A 13,956-nucleotide genomic window follows, 5' to 3' on the forward strand; every position below is an offset into this window, starting at 1 on the left:
TACTTTATGCTTAAAAAATTTCAAGGTAACAGCCATTATGCAGCTCTCGGCCATGTTGCTCATAAGTTGGTTCGTGTAATATTTAAAATACTAAAAGATAATGTTGCCTTTAATTTAGAATAATTTTTAGAAAAATATATTTTTTAAAAGCATATTTTAAATAGGCTTATTTTGTCATGCCTTTTTTAGATATAATTATTTTTAAAAAAATTTATCTTTTTTATCTTGACAATTCATAGTTGGTCTCCTTAAAAATTATGATTACATCCGTATATTATTGGCATAATTCTATAAAGTATTCAATTATATTGATAAATTATATGAAGTTATATAAGAAAAGCTTCTGGCGAAGCATTAGAAGTATCTTTCCTTGAAATACATTAAGGTCAAGTTAATATTTAAAAAGAATAATTTGTAAGAGCTTTTCTATAGATTAAAAAAACCTATAGACATAATTTTTAATAAATAATTAGTCTATAGGCTATATATAATATTATCCCTCAAGGTAAGCCTTTCTTACCCTTTCGTCTGCTACCATTTTTTTTGCACTACCCTCCATTTCTATTTCTCCATTTCGGATTATATAAGCTCTCTCTGCTGCATTAAGAGCCATATTTGCATTTTGTTCTACTAGAAGAACAGTGGTTCCCGTCTCGTTTATATTCCTTATGATAGAGAATATTTCCTTTACTATTATTGGAGCAAGTCCCATAGAAGGCTCATCTAACAAAATAAGTTTTGGCCTTGACATTAGAGCACGACCAATTGCAAGCATCTGTTGCTCCCCTCCTGACAGTGTTCCAGCCATTTGTTCTTTTCTTTCAAGAAGTCTTGGAAATAAAGAAAATACATTTTCAAAGTCCTTCTTAATTTCTCCTTTATCGTTTCTCGTATATGCTCCCATTTCCAAGTTTTCCATTACGCTCATTTTTGAAAAAACTCTTCTTCCTTCTGGAACATGAGATATTCCTAATTTAACAATACTCGTAGCATTTAAAGAATTGATTTTTTCTCCATTGAACTTTATTTCTCCACTTTTAGGTTTCTCCATTCCAGATATAGCCTTTAAAGTTGTAGATTTTCCTGCTCCATTTGCACCAATAAGAGTAACTACTTCGCCTTCTTCTATCTTGATGCTTATATTTTTAAGTGCATGAATCCCTCCATAATATACATTTACATTTGAAAGTTCTAACATTGTGCTGCCTCCTCACCTAGATAGGCCTTGATTACCCTTTCATTTTTTTGTATCTCCTCTGGTGCACCACTGGCAACTAAATATCCATAATCAAATACAAATATTCTTTCACAAATATTCATAACTAAGGACATATCATGTTCTATCAGAATTATTGTAAGATTGAAGTTCTCTCTTATCCATTTGATTAGAAAATTAAGTTCCTTAGTCTCCTTAGGATTCATCCCTGCAGCTGGCTCATCTAACAATAATAGTTTTGGCTTTGCAGCTAAAGCTCTTGCAATTTCAAGTCTTCTTTGATCACCATAAGGAAGATTTTTTGCAAGCTCATCTTTCTTATCTAATAAATTAAACTTACTAAGAAGCTCTATTGCTTCATCATAAGTATTTCTTTCAGATTTATAATATGAAGGCAGTTTAAATAAAGCTGAAGCTACACTATATTTTAGACCATTATGGAATCCAATAAGTACATTATCAAGTACTGTCATATTTTGAAAAAGGCGTATATTTTGAAAAGTTCTAGAAATTCCATAGTGAGTAATTTTGTGGGGTTTTAAATCCTTAGTTGTTACTTCTTTCTCTAAATCATAAATTATTTCTCCTGATGTTGGAGTATATATACCAGTCAACAAATTAAAAAATGTTGTTTTTCCAGCACCATTTGGCCCAATTAAACCAATAATTTCTCCCCTCTTTACATCTAGGCTAACATCTGTAACTGCTTTGATACCACCAAAGCTCTTTGATAGATTACTTACTTTCAACACTGACATCTTTTCTTCCTCCCTTCTTAAATATTTTAAATTCTTCTTTACCTAAGAGTCCTGTCGGTCTATAAACCATTATCACAAATAAAATCAGTGAATAAATTACCATTCTAAGTTCAGGTATCCCTTGAAGGAATAATGAAATTATTGATAAGGCAATTGCTCCAACAATTGATCCTGTAATACTACCCATTCCACCAAATACAACAATTACTAATATATCAATTGATTTCATAAAACCAAAGGAGTCAGGTTTTATAAAATAAAAGTAATTAGCATATAATGACCCTGCAATACCTGCAAAGAAAGCACCAATAGCAAAAGCTAAAACTTTATAGAAAGTAGTATTAATTCCCATAGCCTCCGCTGCTATTTCATCCTCTCTTATGGCTATACATGCTCTACCATGATAAGAATTGATAAAATGTTTTATTAGAAATACGGTAGCCACAGTCATTATAAAAATCCAAGTCCAATTTGTATATTGAGGAATGTCATTAAATCCAATAGCTCCACCTATATAATCAATATTTAATGCTAAAATCCTTATGATTTCACCAAATCCAAGAGTAGCTATAGCCAGATAATCACCTTTTAATCTTAACGTTGGAACCCCAATCAGAATACCTGCAAATGCTGCTATAGCTCCTGATGCTAATACGGCTACTATAAATGGTTGTCCCAATTTAGCAGTAAGTACTGCTGAAGTATATGCCCCTATTGACATAAAAGCTGCATGTCCCAATGAAAATTGACCTGTAAATCCAGTAATTAGATTTAATCCAACAGCTAATATAATATTAATTCCAACAAGAAAAATGTTTAATTGAAAATAAGAGTCTATAATACCTGCATCCATCAAAATTTTCACTAGAAAATAAATTATAATCAATAGGCTAAAACCTATAATCTTTTTTTTGTCTATTTTTTTCATTTGTCTTCCTCCTATACCTTTTCCTTTATAGTCTTTCCTAGAAGTCCATTAGGCTTAAATAATAAGACTATAATAAGTATTGAAAAGGCAACGGCATCTTTGAATACTGACCCCCCATAAGCAGAAACAAGAGTTTCTGTCATGCCAAGGAAGAACCCTCCAAATACTGCTCCAGGAATAATACCTATTCCCCCTAATACTGCTGCAACAAATGCTTTTAATCCTGGTACTGTTCCCATTAGAGGATTTATAGTATTATAATAGACTCCAACCAAAACTCCAGCTGCCCCTGCTAATGCAGACCCAAGAGCAAATGTAGCTGATATGGTTTTGTTTACATCTACTCCCATAAGTTCAGCAGCATCTTTATCGAGAGAAACAGCTCTCATTGCCTTACCTATTTTAGTTCTATGAACTATATATTGAAGTCCAATCATCAATGCAATAGTTATTAAAATAATATAAATATTTTTTGTATCTAATATAACTCTTCCGTCAAACAGAGTCAGTATTTTACTTTTTAACACTTCTGGAAATGTTCTTGTATCTGGTTTTACAAAATACACCATGGTATATTCTAAAAATAGTGATACAGATATAGCAGTAATAAGAGCAGCAATCCTTGTGGAATTTCTTATAGGCTTATATGCTATTTTTTCTATTATGATTCCAAGAACACTACAAACCAACATTGAAATCAGCAATGAAGGAAAAAAACCTAATCCTAGAAAGGTTGTTAAGGCAAATCCTACATATGCTCCTATCATATAAATATCACCATGGGCAAAATTAATTAAATTTATTATTCCATATACCATGGTATAACCTAATGCTATCAGAGCATATATGCTTCCAAGTGATATTCCATTTATTAATTGCTGTAATAGTTGTTCCATTTTTAACTTCCTTTCTATAATAAGTCTATATGAACAATGTCTTTAAAGAACTAATTATCTAAAAGACATTGTTCACTTTTAATTATTTTGGATCCAATTTCTTCAAGAATGTTGGAACTCCATCTTTCATTTCTATTATTGTCACAGATTTTACTGGGTTATGTTTTTCATCTATTGAGACAGTTCCTGTTACCCCTTTAAAATCCTTAGTTGATGCAAGGGCATTTTTTAATTTTTCTGAGTTTACTTCTCCAGCTCTCTCTAAAGCATCCTTAAGAAAATATCCTAAATCATATCCTAATGCATTGAAAGCATCAGCCTCTTTACCATATTTTGCTTTGAAGTTTTCTTTAAATTTGACCACTTCCTCTGCTTCATCCATTGGAGAATAATGACTTGAATAATAAACCTGATTTAAAACATCTTTTCCTGCAATTTCAGTAAGCTTTGGTGATTCATATCCATCAGCACCAAGTATTGGTACATTTAATCCTAGTTCCCTTGCTTGTCTAACTATTAAACCAACTTCTTCGTAATAACCAGGAACAAATAATACTTCTGGATTTAACCCCTTAAGATTTGTCAAAACTGCTTTAAAATCTGTATCTTTAGCTTGATAAGCTTCTTCAGTTAATACTTTACCACCTTGAGATGTAAAAGTTTCTTTAAAAGCCTTTGAAAGTCCTTTAGCATAATCAGATGTACTGTCAGCTAATATTGCTGCATTTTTAAATCCTAAATCCTTTAAAGCAAATTCTGCCATCATAACTCCTTGGAAAGAATCGCTGAAACAAGTTTTAAATACATATTCTCTAACATTTCCATTGCTATCAACTGTAACATCATCTGCCGTTGCTGAAGCTGATATCAGAGGAATTTTATTTTGAGTTGCTGCTGGTATTGCAGCCTTTGTATTTCCGGATGTAGCTGGGCCAAGTAATGCAACTACCTTATCTCTAGTAGCTAATCTTGTAGAAACATTTGCTGATTCTGTATCTTCTGATTTATTATCAACTTTAATAGGTTGTATTTGTTTTCCAAGAACTCCACCATTTTTATTTATTTCTTCGATAGCTAGCAATACTCCATCACTTAAATTTTGACCATAAGTGGCAACATCACCTGATAACTCATAGTTTACTCCGACTTTTATCGTATCTGAATTAGCTTGATTACTTGCTGGTTTAGATGTACATCCTACAAGAAGACTTAATATAAGAACTAGTGATAATACTCCTAATAATTTTTTGTTCATTTAAAACACCCTCCATTTGTAATTTTTGAAATAATATTTTTAAGTATTACATCTTCCTCTTGGTTTATATTAATCACCATAAAAACAGGCCTCATTTTTATGAAAAATTGTTCTAAAAAAGCCTCTACATGTATGTTAAATACATGTAGAGGCTGTTAAAGCGTTACCACTCTACTTTATAATTATCTCACGATAATTAACTCATTAGGTTCAAATTTAAACCCTGACCTTTTAACGGAGTCTACCGATATGGCTTACTTAATTCAGCCATATAACTCAGAAGTGATTGCTCCCTATTATATCAATGCTGGCTCTCAGCTACTCCAGCTCTCTGTACTTGATTATTTAATAGTTCACTCTTCATCTTAGTTTTATGATTAAATTTGATATCAGATTGCAATCTTTTTTGTATTTAAAAACTAATATAGCACGATAAAGTAATGCTGTCAATGGCTTTTTTGAAAATATTTTTTTAAAAATTTCAATTGACTAAATTTTCAACCTTATTCCCACCATAAGTATTTGTATTTCTTATGCTTCCTAGCACTTGGAATTAAATTGTTTAACATAAATTGGAATATAAGTTAATTGACCATTTTTTCTTGTACTTTCCATAATGGAAATCTTATTTACAGTCATTTTTACTTTATCAATTTCAATCGAATTTTTTATATTATTAAATTCTTCTGTAAAGATTATTTCTCTGCCTAAAGTTATATGTGGAACAAACTTTCTTTCTTCCTTTGGATATTCATAAAATTCTAACCTATCTTCTAAATTAGAATATAATAAATCTAATTCCTTATTCTGTTGTAATCCTATCCAAATTATTTTTTTATTTTTCCTAGGAAATTCTCCAAGTTCTTTAAAAACTATTTGAAAATTTTCTCGATTTAATGATATATAGTTAATAATCTCTTTTAATTTATTTAGCTCATGCTCCTTCACTTCACCAATAAATCGAAGTGTTAAATGAAAATTTTCTTTGCTAGTAAAATTACCTGCACTACTATGGTTCTTAACTATCTGCTGTATTTTATATAAGTATTCCTTTACTTCTTCTGTAAACTCTATAGCTAAAAAAACACGCATAATTTTCCCTCCTAATAACGATTCTATAGAATATTATATCCAAAAATTTCAAATTTTCTTATTATAATTAATATGCTAATCAAATTCACTAAGATTAAAAATTATCAACCTTGATGTTTTATTTTTTATTTGGTATTATTAAATAACAAGTATACCCCAGGGAGGTTTGTTTATGAAAGAAAAATTCCTTAGCATATTATCAGTTTTTACAGCTTTTGGTGCAGCTTTCTGCTGAGGCGGTGGGTTAATATTAGCATCCCTAGGTCTAGGGACAATAGGTACAGCTTATTTATCCAACCTTACAAAATACAAGCCTATTTTCGTTATAGTCACTGCTATTTTAATGTATTGGTCCTATAGTTTAATTGAAAAAAGAAATTCTAACAGAACAACTAAAATAATCTTTTGGATTTCTGCTGTTGTTTCAATTTTAATTTTATATTATCCAACTATTTTAAGTTTGATTTTAAATCATTAGAAACTTGAATTAGATAGATAAAAAAGCACAAATCCTCCTTTAAGATTTGTGCTTTTTCATTTTTCACTAAGAGTTACTAGATATTTTAAATACTTATATTACTATTGAATTTTTTCAATCTATAAAATATAGAATGGCAGAATCCCATACACATCTTGCTAAAACTTTCTTCCTCCTCCACCATGACTTCTTCCACTAGAAGAATTATGAGTTGTACTTTTACCACTGGAAGAATTAGAATTGTTTGTAGGCTTAGGTATAATCCTATGAGTCACGAAGGTATCTACTAATTTATCTTCATTTGAAGTTAATTTTACCAAACTATTATTTCTATAGGAAAAGGGATTTACAACCCTCGGTGTTTTATATCTTGATTTAGTAGTGAAATAAAACAGACTACTAGTTACTATCCCACCAATTATACTAATTATTACATCAGTAAATGTTAGGATGTTTTTAGGTTTTATATATTCAGGCTCATTATATTGATTTGAGGGAATTCCAGCCTCTAGATAATCTTTAGTCCCCCTTAAAAATCCCATAGCAGCTCCATAGTAATCACCTTCAACTAAGCCACTATCAAATACAATATCTAATATCCTTTCTATCCTTGCATCTGTCAGATATCTAATTCCTATGCCAAAGGTGGATATATAGGCTTCTCTATTATCCATATCTATTAAGAATAATATACCATCATAGTTATCCCCTACTCCAAAGCCTTCATAGTCAAAGAAATCGTCTGCATATTCTCTTGACGTTTTACCATCGGTATCACTAGTAGTTACAATAACTATATCCATATTATAATCATTGGATAAATTATTTACCTCAGTTTGTAATTTAATTATTTCATCTTCAGTAAATAACATGGCATCATCAAATACTAAGGATTTTTCAGCTAATACAGTAATTGGTTGTAAAATTAATATAATTAATATAAAAGATAATATTAGAATCATTAATCTTTTAGATAGACTTACCATATTAACATCCCTCCTATTAAAAGAGTGATAAAAGTAACTATAAATATTATCATAGCTACATTAAACGCTTTCTGTTTGTTAAAAGGCAGCTCTCCAAAAGATTTGCCTGTTTGACCATTTACTGCATATACAAAGGTTCTTCCCTTATAAAGGTAAGTTAATATCCATGTTGGTAAAAGAGTATAGCTCCACTTATTATAATTTACCTTAGAATTATTTCTTATATCATTTACTAAATTAAATCCAGATATAGTTTCATCTATTAAAGATTTTGAGTATTTACCAACTCTATCTTCAACTTTGGGAATAATGTCTTCTTTTTCCATATCATATTGTTCAGCAAAAAAACCTGAGAGATATGCCATAGAAAAGTCTATGATCTCATTTTCATTATACGGTGCTATACCATTTAAAAGTGTGTCATCTATTTTAGTAAAAGCCACTTCCCCTACGTTTTCTATATTAATCTGACCTTTTCTTACTATTTGATATTTTTTAGTTTCTGTAAATTCTCTATCTCCACTGCGCCATACTCTAATATTTCTCGCCTCTCCTATATAATCTATATCAACTTCACAGTCAGCCCACCAATATGGTAAATATATTCCAGTTATCTTTTCTAATTGTGAATTGCTATAGAAATCATTAGGAACGAATCTCTTATTTTGTGCCCAATCTAGAAAGTTTTGTTTTGCTTTGTTCTTATCAACGGAGAATGGTATTAGCTTATTAGGTTGAAAGTTACCTATTAACCTATCTGATATTATAACTGGATTATGACAATAATAACAAAAAGTAGCCGTAGTAGTATCATCAGTGACTATTTTGGCTCCACAACTATTGCATTCATAAGATGATAACTGCCTAGAGTCTATATTATCATGATAAAGTTCTTCTTTCTCATCTTTTTCAGTATATATATCATCTATTTCTTCCTCAGTATATTCACTTAAACAAAAGTCACATTTGAATTTTTGCAGTGCAGGTTTAAAATGTATTCCTGCACCACAACTTGGACATTTATAGATCTTTATAGTCATAGCCCACCTCTTTCCTAAATAAAGAATACTTAGATTATATTAAAATTTGGTTCCACATTCTGGACAAAACTTTGGCGTCTCACCACTTGGTTTATATCCACAGTTAGAACATTGTTCTGTAGTCGCTCTTTTTGTTCCACATTCCGAACAAAAATTACCTCCATTTTTTGTACCACAATTAGTACAGAACCAATACCCTTTATTAGGTGTACCTTGAGCTTGACTTTGCTGATTTTGTTCTTTAGCCATTTGATTTTGGTTAGATGCTGATGCAGCTCCCATAAAACTACCTGCCCCCTGCATTCCTACTCCCATACCCATGAAAGCAGATGCTGCTCCTCCTTCATTTGATCCAGCAGCTTCTAACCCTCTAGCAATAGACCCTTGTACATAGCCCTCACGTACTGATGGATCACCTAACATGGCTCCTTTATTTCTCATATTAATTAATTCTTTAGACTCATCATCATAAGAAATATTAGCTATGCCTACAGATTGGATTTCCATTCCTCTCATTCTTTTCCATTCTTCATCTAGGATATTTGCCATATATTGACTCAATTCCCTGCCCTTTGAAGGAACATGAGATATACGGATTCCATCAACTGACATTTGATTCATTGCTGATTGTAAAGCTTCTAAAAACTCAGATAAGTATTGTTCATTAATATCCTCGATATCTACTTTGTCCTTATTTCTTGGTATTGCTTCCATAAAAAATAGTAGTGGATCTGTTATTTTTATAGAATAAGTTCCAAAGGTTCTTAAAAATAGCTCTGAATTATAGAAATTGTCAAAGTAGTTTAAAGGATTTGGAGTTCCGAATTTTATTCCCTTTATCTCTTGTAGGTTTATATAATATACCTTTTGAGAAGTAGGTGTTACACCACCATATTTCACACGTTGAAATGATTCCTCTAGAGCTTCTTCAAAACTTCCATTAAAAAGAGATGGTAAAGATGAATTATCTACTTTGTAATATCCTTCTTCAGCAGTATAATCTATAACCTTTCCTCCATCTACAAGTATCATAAACTGATTTGGATATACGTGAATTATCGACCCATTTGAAACTGTATTTTCTGTTCCCTTTTTATTTGCCCCTCTTCTATCATCTTTTCTGGCGGTTATACCAGATGTAAATACAGTATTATCACCCATATCATTTGGTTCAATTATCTCCAACCATTGATCAGCAAGAGATCCTTTTATGGCTGAACTAAGTGCTTTTATTAGTCCCATTTTTACTACCTCCTAAGAATATATTAGTTTAATATATTTAGTGTTATATCTTTAGTGCTATATCTTTAATTTTATACCCATTTTAAAATTTTTCAATTTAATATATAGAATTAATCATATAATTATAAAAATAATTAATTTTTTCTAAAAAACACTTGACAATTAATTTTATAATGAATATAATATTTTCTAAATAAATATTTGGCCTTGAAGAGGACTAGTAAATAGAAAGATTCTAAAAGGAAGGAAGATCCATCGACTGAAAGATCTTCTAAGATTACTTCTTTTGAACCCACCCTCTAAGCTGCAAATGAAAAAATTTGTCCGTTTCGCCAACGTTATAGGCTTCAAGAGGATTAAGTTTTATTATTACTTAATCAATTTGGGTGGTACCGCGAATTACCTTCGTCCCAGTATTGGGATGAAGGTTTTTTTATGCCCTAACACAACGAACGTTAGGTCCTAGGGGACACCACTGAACTATACCCTACGGGGTAAATAGAGGTTGTGAGTTGATGTAGGTCAAACGCACCACTCGCTACGCTCATTTCTACACTCACTAGCGTTCGCTTCGCTGTCCGTTTTGTCTACAACTCGCTATCGCTCATTGGACAAAAAGGCAATGAGCACCAACCTTAATGTAGAATTTATCTTTGGGAGTGTCCGTTAGGACCAAATCTATACGAGCGTAGGGAGTAAATGAATTCGAGTTTCGACACTGCAAGAAATCGTTTAAATTGTCAATTAGTGAAAGGAGAATTTAAAATGGAAATAAATAAATTTAAAAATAAGAATATATCTAAAAATATCGTGTTAAAAAGAGCAGAGAAGGATAAACATGTACCTGATGATTTTTATTCAACTACAAATTATAAAACTCTCGTATTTCATAATAATAAATGGATAGAGGTAAAAAAGCAAAGAATGGATGCACTTATAGTCATAGATGAACAAGGTGCATCATGTAAAAAATTAAGAGATATAAAGAAAGGTGATATGGTAGTATGTAGTGATTTGGGAGTTAAAATTCTAAAAGATAAGAATGCAATAGTAGAAGATTCTTTCAACTTTATGAATAGTTCTGTCTCTTCCGAAAGAAGAAATAATATTATTATAAAAGATTTGGCCTATGAATTATTCTATAATAACAAGAAATTAACTGTAGTTGCTGGACCTGTTGTAGTCCATACAGGCGGAGACTATTATCTTTCAGAGCTTATTAAAGGAAATTATGTTTCCAGCTTATTAGCTGGAAATGCCCTTGCAGTTCATGATATAGAAAAAAATCTCTTTGGTACTTCCTTGGGAGTATGTGCAAAATCAGGTAAAGTAACCCACAATGGCTACAGAAATCATATGAGGGCTATAAATCAAGTTATGGAATATGGCTCCATAAAAGAAACCGTTGAAGCAAAGATACTTCGCTCAGGTATAATGTATGAATCTATAAAAAATCATACTCAATTTGTCCTTGCGGGAAGTTTAAGAGATGATGGTCCATTACCAGATACAATTACTGATATGATCGAAGCTCAAGAAGCCTATAACAAATATTTACAATCTTCAGATATAGTTCTAGTCCTTGGATCTATGCTTCACGGGATTGCCAGCGGAAATATGCTTCCTGCAAAGATCAAGATGATATGTGTAGATATTAACTCTGCCGTGGTTACAAAACTATGCGATAGAGGAAGCAGTCAAACTATAGGTATTGTCACTGACGTAGGATTATTCTTAAATCTATTGGTCTATGAAATTGAAAGCCTAAAAAATAACATAGGCACTAGATTAGCAACCTAGTGCCTAATTACTAATATATGAAATTAAATTTACATTAGTGTATTCCATCAAATTCAATTTCATGTTGGATGATCTCATTTATACGCTTTTCAATTCTATCAAGGTCAAAGTTTGCTTCTTTCTTTATGCTTTTTCTAAGCATGGGTCCAATCTGGCCAATATCATCTCCTATATCGTATAAAAGCTCTAGGGCAGCGGAAGCCTCCAGTTCATTTCTTGGTATTTCCACCATTCTTGCTAATATAGAATTTTCAGTTTTAGATGCTATTATTGGAGATTTAACTTCCTCAACATACACAACAGTTCTTCTTCCCGGTCCCCGATCATCCTCAATAGGTTCAAGGCTAATGATTTTATCAGAACGAGCAAACTTACCATAGCCTAATGGAACCATTACTCCTTCTTTAATTTCCATATAAAACACCACCAAGTTAAGATTTTTATCAATATATTTTAGAATTAAGTATTATTATTTTACTCATTCCTATAGTATTTATACAAAATTCATACTCCATAAATAAAAAGACATATATCTGTTAACTGCATTTTATTGTATGAACTGATAAACCTTACTCTTCCTTAACAATATATTGATATAGAAAATGTTTTACATATTTTCTTAAATAAATTTTCTATTTAAATGTTTGATTCAAGTTAATATATAAGCAAATTACTTAAATCTTATGTACAATAATATTATTGTACATAAGATTTAAATATTTATTTTTCATTATAAGAGTAATTGATTTTATGTAAAATAATTCCTCCTCAGAATCATTAAACTTCATCAAGGAGGATTATTATTAACTATTTATTTTGTGGCTTTTTTGCAATTAACTCTATTTCAACATCTGCACCAAGTGGCAGTTCCAAAACTGATATAGTCGTTCTAGCAGGATAAGGTTCCGAAAATTGGGTTTTATATACTTCATTCATTGCAGAGAAATTCTTCATATCTGTTAGATATACATTTACTTTTACTACATCATCTGATGTAAGATTAGCTGATTCTAATATTTTAAATAAATTGATAAAGCATTCTTTTGTTTGTTCAGTTATATTTCCTTTATCAGTTGGCATGGGATCTGCATTCATCACAGTTTGTCCTGATAAAAAAACTAACTCTCCAGCATCAACGGCATGTGAATATGGTCCTGATGCCGATACACCATTTGCATTATAAGCTTTTCTTACCATTATTGTCCTCCTTATTTTATATTCTATTATAAGATTATATATTAAATTCTTATTTAAATAAAGCCTCTTGCCATAGTTTGCCAACTGTCATAATAGATTAAAATAGTATTTTATATTTTTTTATCAATAATAATTCAAATTTCTAACAATCTATTTAATTTAACTTTAGCCTCTTAGTGATGAATTTTATCATGATATTACTTAAAAAATATATGGTATTAACTAATTATATTTTTTGATATAATGTTTAGTAAATGTTACATATTTTGAGAATTACAGTCCTGAAATTTACTATATGTAGGAGGTTCAGAATGAGAGAATTGACAAATGTTGAGGAAAAAATTTTGGATAAAGCCTTATATCTTATTGGCAAAATTGGTTCCTTCAACGTCCCAATAAGAGCTATAGCTAAAGAAGCTAATGTAAATGTGAGTGCGGTAAATTATTATTTTCGTACAAAAGATGAAATGTTACGTCATGTAAAGGAATTCTATATAGATAACACAATTGCAGCTTACTCTATACTAGATAGTGATGAATATAATGATAAAGAAAAGGTTATCTTATCTGCAAATGAAATAATGGAGTATACACTAAAATATCCTGGAATTCTTACCATTTTAAAAGAAGCCATGGATAAAAAGGACATTAGTGAAGTAGATGCTAAAATAGTTGAAGTAACTAATGCTATGAATGAAAAACTAGATAAAACATTGGATAATGTCTTAAATCAAAATGATATAATGTTTCAATATAATAAAATGATATTTCTATCTTCTATATTATATCCAACTATCAATTATGATTTTAAAAACTTTGACAACAGTGTTTTAGATAGCAAAGATGAAAGATTAAAATATATTACTTATATAATAGATAGGTTAAAATCATGTTCAAATGATTAAATTTAAGCATCTAAAATAAAATGATTTCGATAAATCAAATAATCGAAATCACTTTTTTGTTTTAAATTAAAACAATTTGTTTTAAACATATTGATTTAGTTTGTTAAATAATTTATAATCTAATTAACAGCTGTTTGTTCACAATAAACTATATATTAAATTC

General features: G+C 30.4%; 13 protein-coding genes, 1 pseudogene and 2 other annotated features. Of the genes and pseudogenes, 3 read left to right on the forward strand and 11 right to left on the reverse strand.

From position 1 onward, the window contains the following. Positions 1-123: pseudogene (locus tag KQI38_RS22070) on the forward strand (IS110 family transposase); the annotation flags it as partial. Positions 124-493: 370 nt separating this feature from the next. Here the strand turns inward: KQI38_RS22070 and KQI38_RS18205 are convergent. The 9 genes from KQI38_RS18205 to KQI38_RS18245 all read right to left on the reverse strand — a co-directional run bounded on the left by KQI38_RS18205 (position 494) and on the right by KQI38_RS18245 (position 9,891). Beyond that, on the reverse strand, positions 494-1,198 hold the full coding sequence (locus KQI38_RS18205; protein WP_216561947.1) for an ABC transporter ATP-binding protein: 705 nt from the start codon (positions 1,196-1,198) through the stop codon (positions 494-496). After that, positions 1,192-1,974 carry an ABC transporter ATP-binding protein gene (locus KQI38_RS18210; RefSeq protein ID WP_216561949.1) on the reverse strand — a complete coding sequence of 261 codons (783 nt, stop codon included), beginning with the start codon at positions 1,972-1,974 and terminating at the stop codon, positions 1,192-1,194. Before KQI38_RS18210 ends, KQI38_RS18205 begins: the two co-directional genes overlap by 7 nt. Further along, the gene (locus KQI38_RS18215) at positions 1,952-2,902 is read right to left on the reverse strand and encodes a branched-chain amino acid ABC transporter permease (protein ID WP_216561951.1); all 951 of its coding nucleotides are present in this window, start codon (positions 2,900-2,902) and stop codon (positions 1,952-1,954) included. The genes KQI38_RS18210 and KQI38_RS18215 overlap by 23 nt, the downstream gene beginning before the upstream one ends. Before the next feature lie 11 nt (positions 2,903-2,913). Next, positions 2,914-3,798: a branched-chain amino acid ABC transporter permease gene (locus tag KQI38_RS18220; protein WP_094903970.1), complete on the reverse strand. Its 885-nt coding sequence runs from the start codon at positions 3,796-3,798 to the stop codon at positions 2,914-2,916. Between the two features lie 82 nt (positions 3,799-3,880). Continuing rightward, positions 3,881-5,053, reverse strand: a complete 1,173-nt coding sequence (locus KQI38_RS18225; RefSeq protein WP_216561953.1) for an ABC transporter substrate-binding protein — start codon at positions 5,051-5,053, stop codon at positions 3,881-3,883. Between the two features lie 144 nt (positions 5,054-5,197). Next, positions 5,198-5,429, reverse strand: a binding site (T-box leader). A 164-nt stretch (positions 5,430-5,593) separates the two neighbouring features. Continuing rightward, positions 5,594-6,145: an RNA 2',3'-cyclic phosphodiesterase gene (gene thpR, locus KQI38_RS18230; protein ID WP_216561955.1), complete on the reverse strand. Its 552-nt coding sequence runs from the start codon at positions 6,143-6,145 to the stop codon at positions 5,594-5,596. Between the two features lie 636 nt (positions 6,146-6,781). Beyond that, on the reverse strand, positions 6,782-7,609 hold the full coding sequence (locus KQI38_RS18235) for a TPM domain-containing protein (RefSeq protein ID WP_216561957.1): 828 nt from the start codon (positions 7,607-7,609) through the stop codon (positions 6,782-6,784). After that, positions 7,603-8,649, reverse strand: coding sequence for a TFIIB-type zinc ribbon-containing protein (locus KQI38_RS18240; protein WP_216561960.1), 1,047 nt, complete (start codon positions 8,647-8,649; stop codon positions 7,603-7,605). Before KQI38_RS18240 ends, KQI38_RS18235 begins: the two co-directional genes overlap by 7 nt. 39 nt (positions 8,650-8,688) lie before the next feature. After that, on the reverse strand, positions 8,689-9,891 hold the full coding sequence (locus KQI38_RS18245) for an SPFH domain-containing protein (RefSeq protein ID WP_216561961.1): 1,203 nt from the start codon (positions 9,889-9,891) through the stop codon (positions 8,689-8,691). A gap of 198 nt (positions 9,892-10,089) precedes the next feature. Next, positions 10,090-10,307 (forward strand) — a binding site (T-box leader). Positions 10,308-10,656: 349 nt separating this feature from the next. On the opposite strand from KQI38_RS18245, the gene KQI38_RS18250 reads away from it, so the two are divergent. Next, the gene (locus KQI38_RS18250) at positions 10,657-11,691 is read left to right on the forward strand and encodes an ornithine cyclodeaminase, nickel-pincer nucleotide-dependent (protein WP_216561963.1); all 1,035 of its coding nucleotides are present in this window, start codon (positions 10,657-10,659) and stop codon (positions 11,689-11,691) included. A gap of 34 nt (positions 11,692-11,725) precedes the next feature. On the opposite strand, the gene KQI38_RS18255 is transcribed toward KQI38_RS18250, so the two are convergent. Further along, the gene (locus KQI38_RS18255) at positions 11,726-12,106 is read right to left on the reverse strand and encodes a hypothetical protein (RefSeq protein ID WP_094903963.1); all 381 of its coding nucleotides are present in this window, start codon (positions 12,104-12,106) and stop codon (positions 11,726-11,728) included. A 392-nt stretch (positions 12,107-12,498) separates the two neighbouring features. Next, complete coding sequence (locus tag KQI38_RS18260; RefSeq protein ID WP_216561966.1) at positions 12,499-12,888, reverse strand: RidA family protein; 390 nt, start codon at positions 12,886-12,888, stop codon at positions 12,499-12,501. Between the two features lie 311 nt (positions 12,889-13,199). Between KQI38_RS18260 and KQI38_RS18265 the strand changes: the two genes are divergently transcribed. Next, entirely contained in the window at positions 13,200-13,793 is a 594-nt protein-coding gene (locus KQI38_RS18265) for a TetR/AcrR family transcriptional regulator (RefSeq protein WP_094903962.1), read from the forward strand. Positions 13,794-13,956: the final 163 nt, after the last annotated feature.

This window comes from Tissierella carlieri (assembly GCF_018917285.1).
GTDB lineage: Bacteria > Bacillota > Clostridia > Tissierellales > Tissierellaceae > Tissierella > Tissierella carlieri.

What these genes read in the sequence shown, in the direction of transcription:
- KQI38_RS18225 (WP_216561953.1), bottom strand. Translation starts at nt 5,053, where the DNA reads ATGAACAAAAAATTATTAGGAGTATTATCACTAGTTCTTATATTAAGT.
- KQI38_RS18235 (WP_216561957.1), bottom strand. Translation starts at nt 7,609, where the DNA reads ATGGTAAGTCTATCTAAAAGATTAATGATTCTAATATTATCTTTTATA.
- KQI38_RS18260 (WP_216561966.1), bottom strand. Translation starts at nt 12,888, where the DNA reads ATGGTAAGAAAAGCTTATAATGCAAATGGTGTATCGGCATCAGGACCA.
- KQI38_RS18255 (WP_094903963.1), bottom strand. Translation starts at nt 12,106, where the DNA reads ATGGAAATTAAAGAAGGAGTAATGGTTCCATTAGGCTATGGTAAGTTT.
- KQI38_RS18220 (WP_094903970.1), bottom strand. Translation starts at nt 3,798, where the DNA reads ATGGAACAACTATTACAGCAATTAATAAATGGAATATCACTTGGAAGC.
- KQI38_RS18205 (WP_216561947.1), bottom strand. Translation starts at nt 1,198, where the DNA reads ATGTTAGAACTTTCAAATGTAAATGTATATTATGGAGGGATTCATGCA.
- KQI38_RS18245 (WP_216561961.1), bottom strand. Translation starts at nt 9,891, where the DNA reads ATGGGACTAATAAAAGCACTTAGTTCAGCCATAAAAGGATCTCTTGCT.
- KQI38_RS18265 (WP_094903962.1), top strand. Translation starts at nt 13,200, where the DNA reads ATGAGAGAATTGACAAATGTTGAGGAAAAAATTTTGGATAAAGCCTTA.
- thpR (WP_216561955.1), bottom strand. Translation starts at nt 6,145, where the DNA reads ATGCGTGTTTTTTTAGCTATAGAGTTTACAGAAGAAGTAAAGGAATAC.
- KQI38_RS18240 (WP_216561960.1), bottom strand. Translation starts at nt 8,649, where the DNA reads ATGACTATAAAGATCTATAAATGTCCAAGTTGTGGTGCAGGAATACAT.
- KQI38_RS18215 (WP_216561951.1), bottom strand. Translation starts at nt 2,902, where the DNA reads ATGAAAAAAATAGACAAAAAAAAGATTATAGGTTTTAGCCTATTGATT.
- KQI38_RS18250 (WP_216561963.1), top strand. Translation starts at nt 10,657, where the DNA reads ATGGAAATAAATAAATTTAAAAATAAGAATATATCTAAAAATATCGTG.
- KQI38_RS18210 (WP_216561949.1), bottom strand. Translation starts at nt 1,974, where the DNA reads ATGTCAGTGTTGAAAGTAAGTAATCTATCAAAGAGCTTTGGTGGTATC.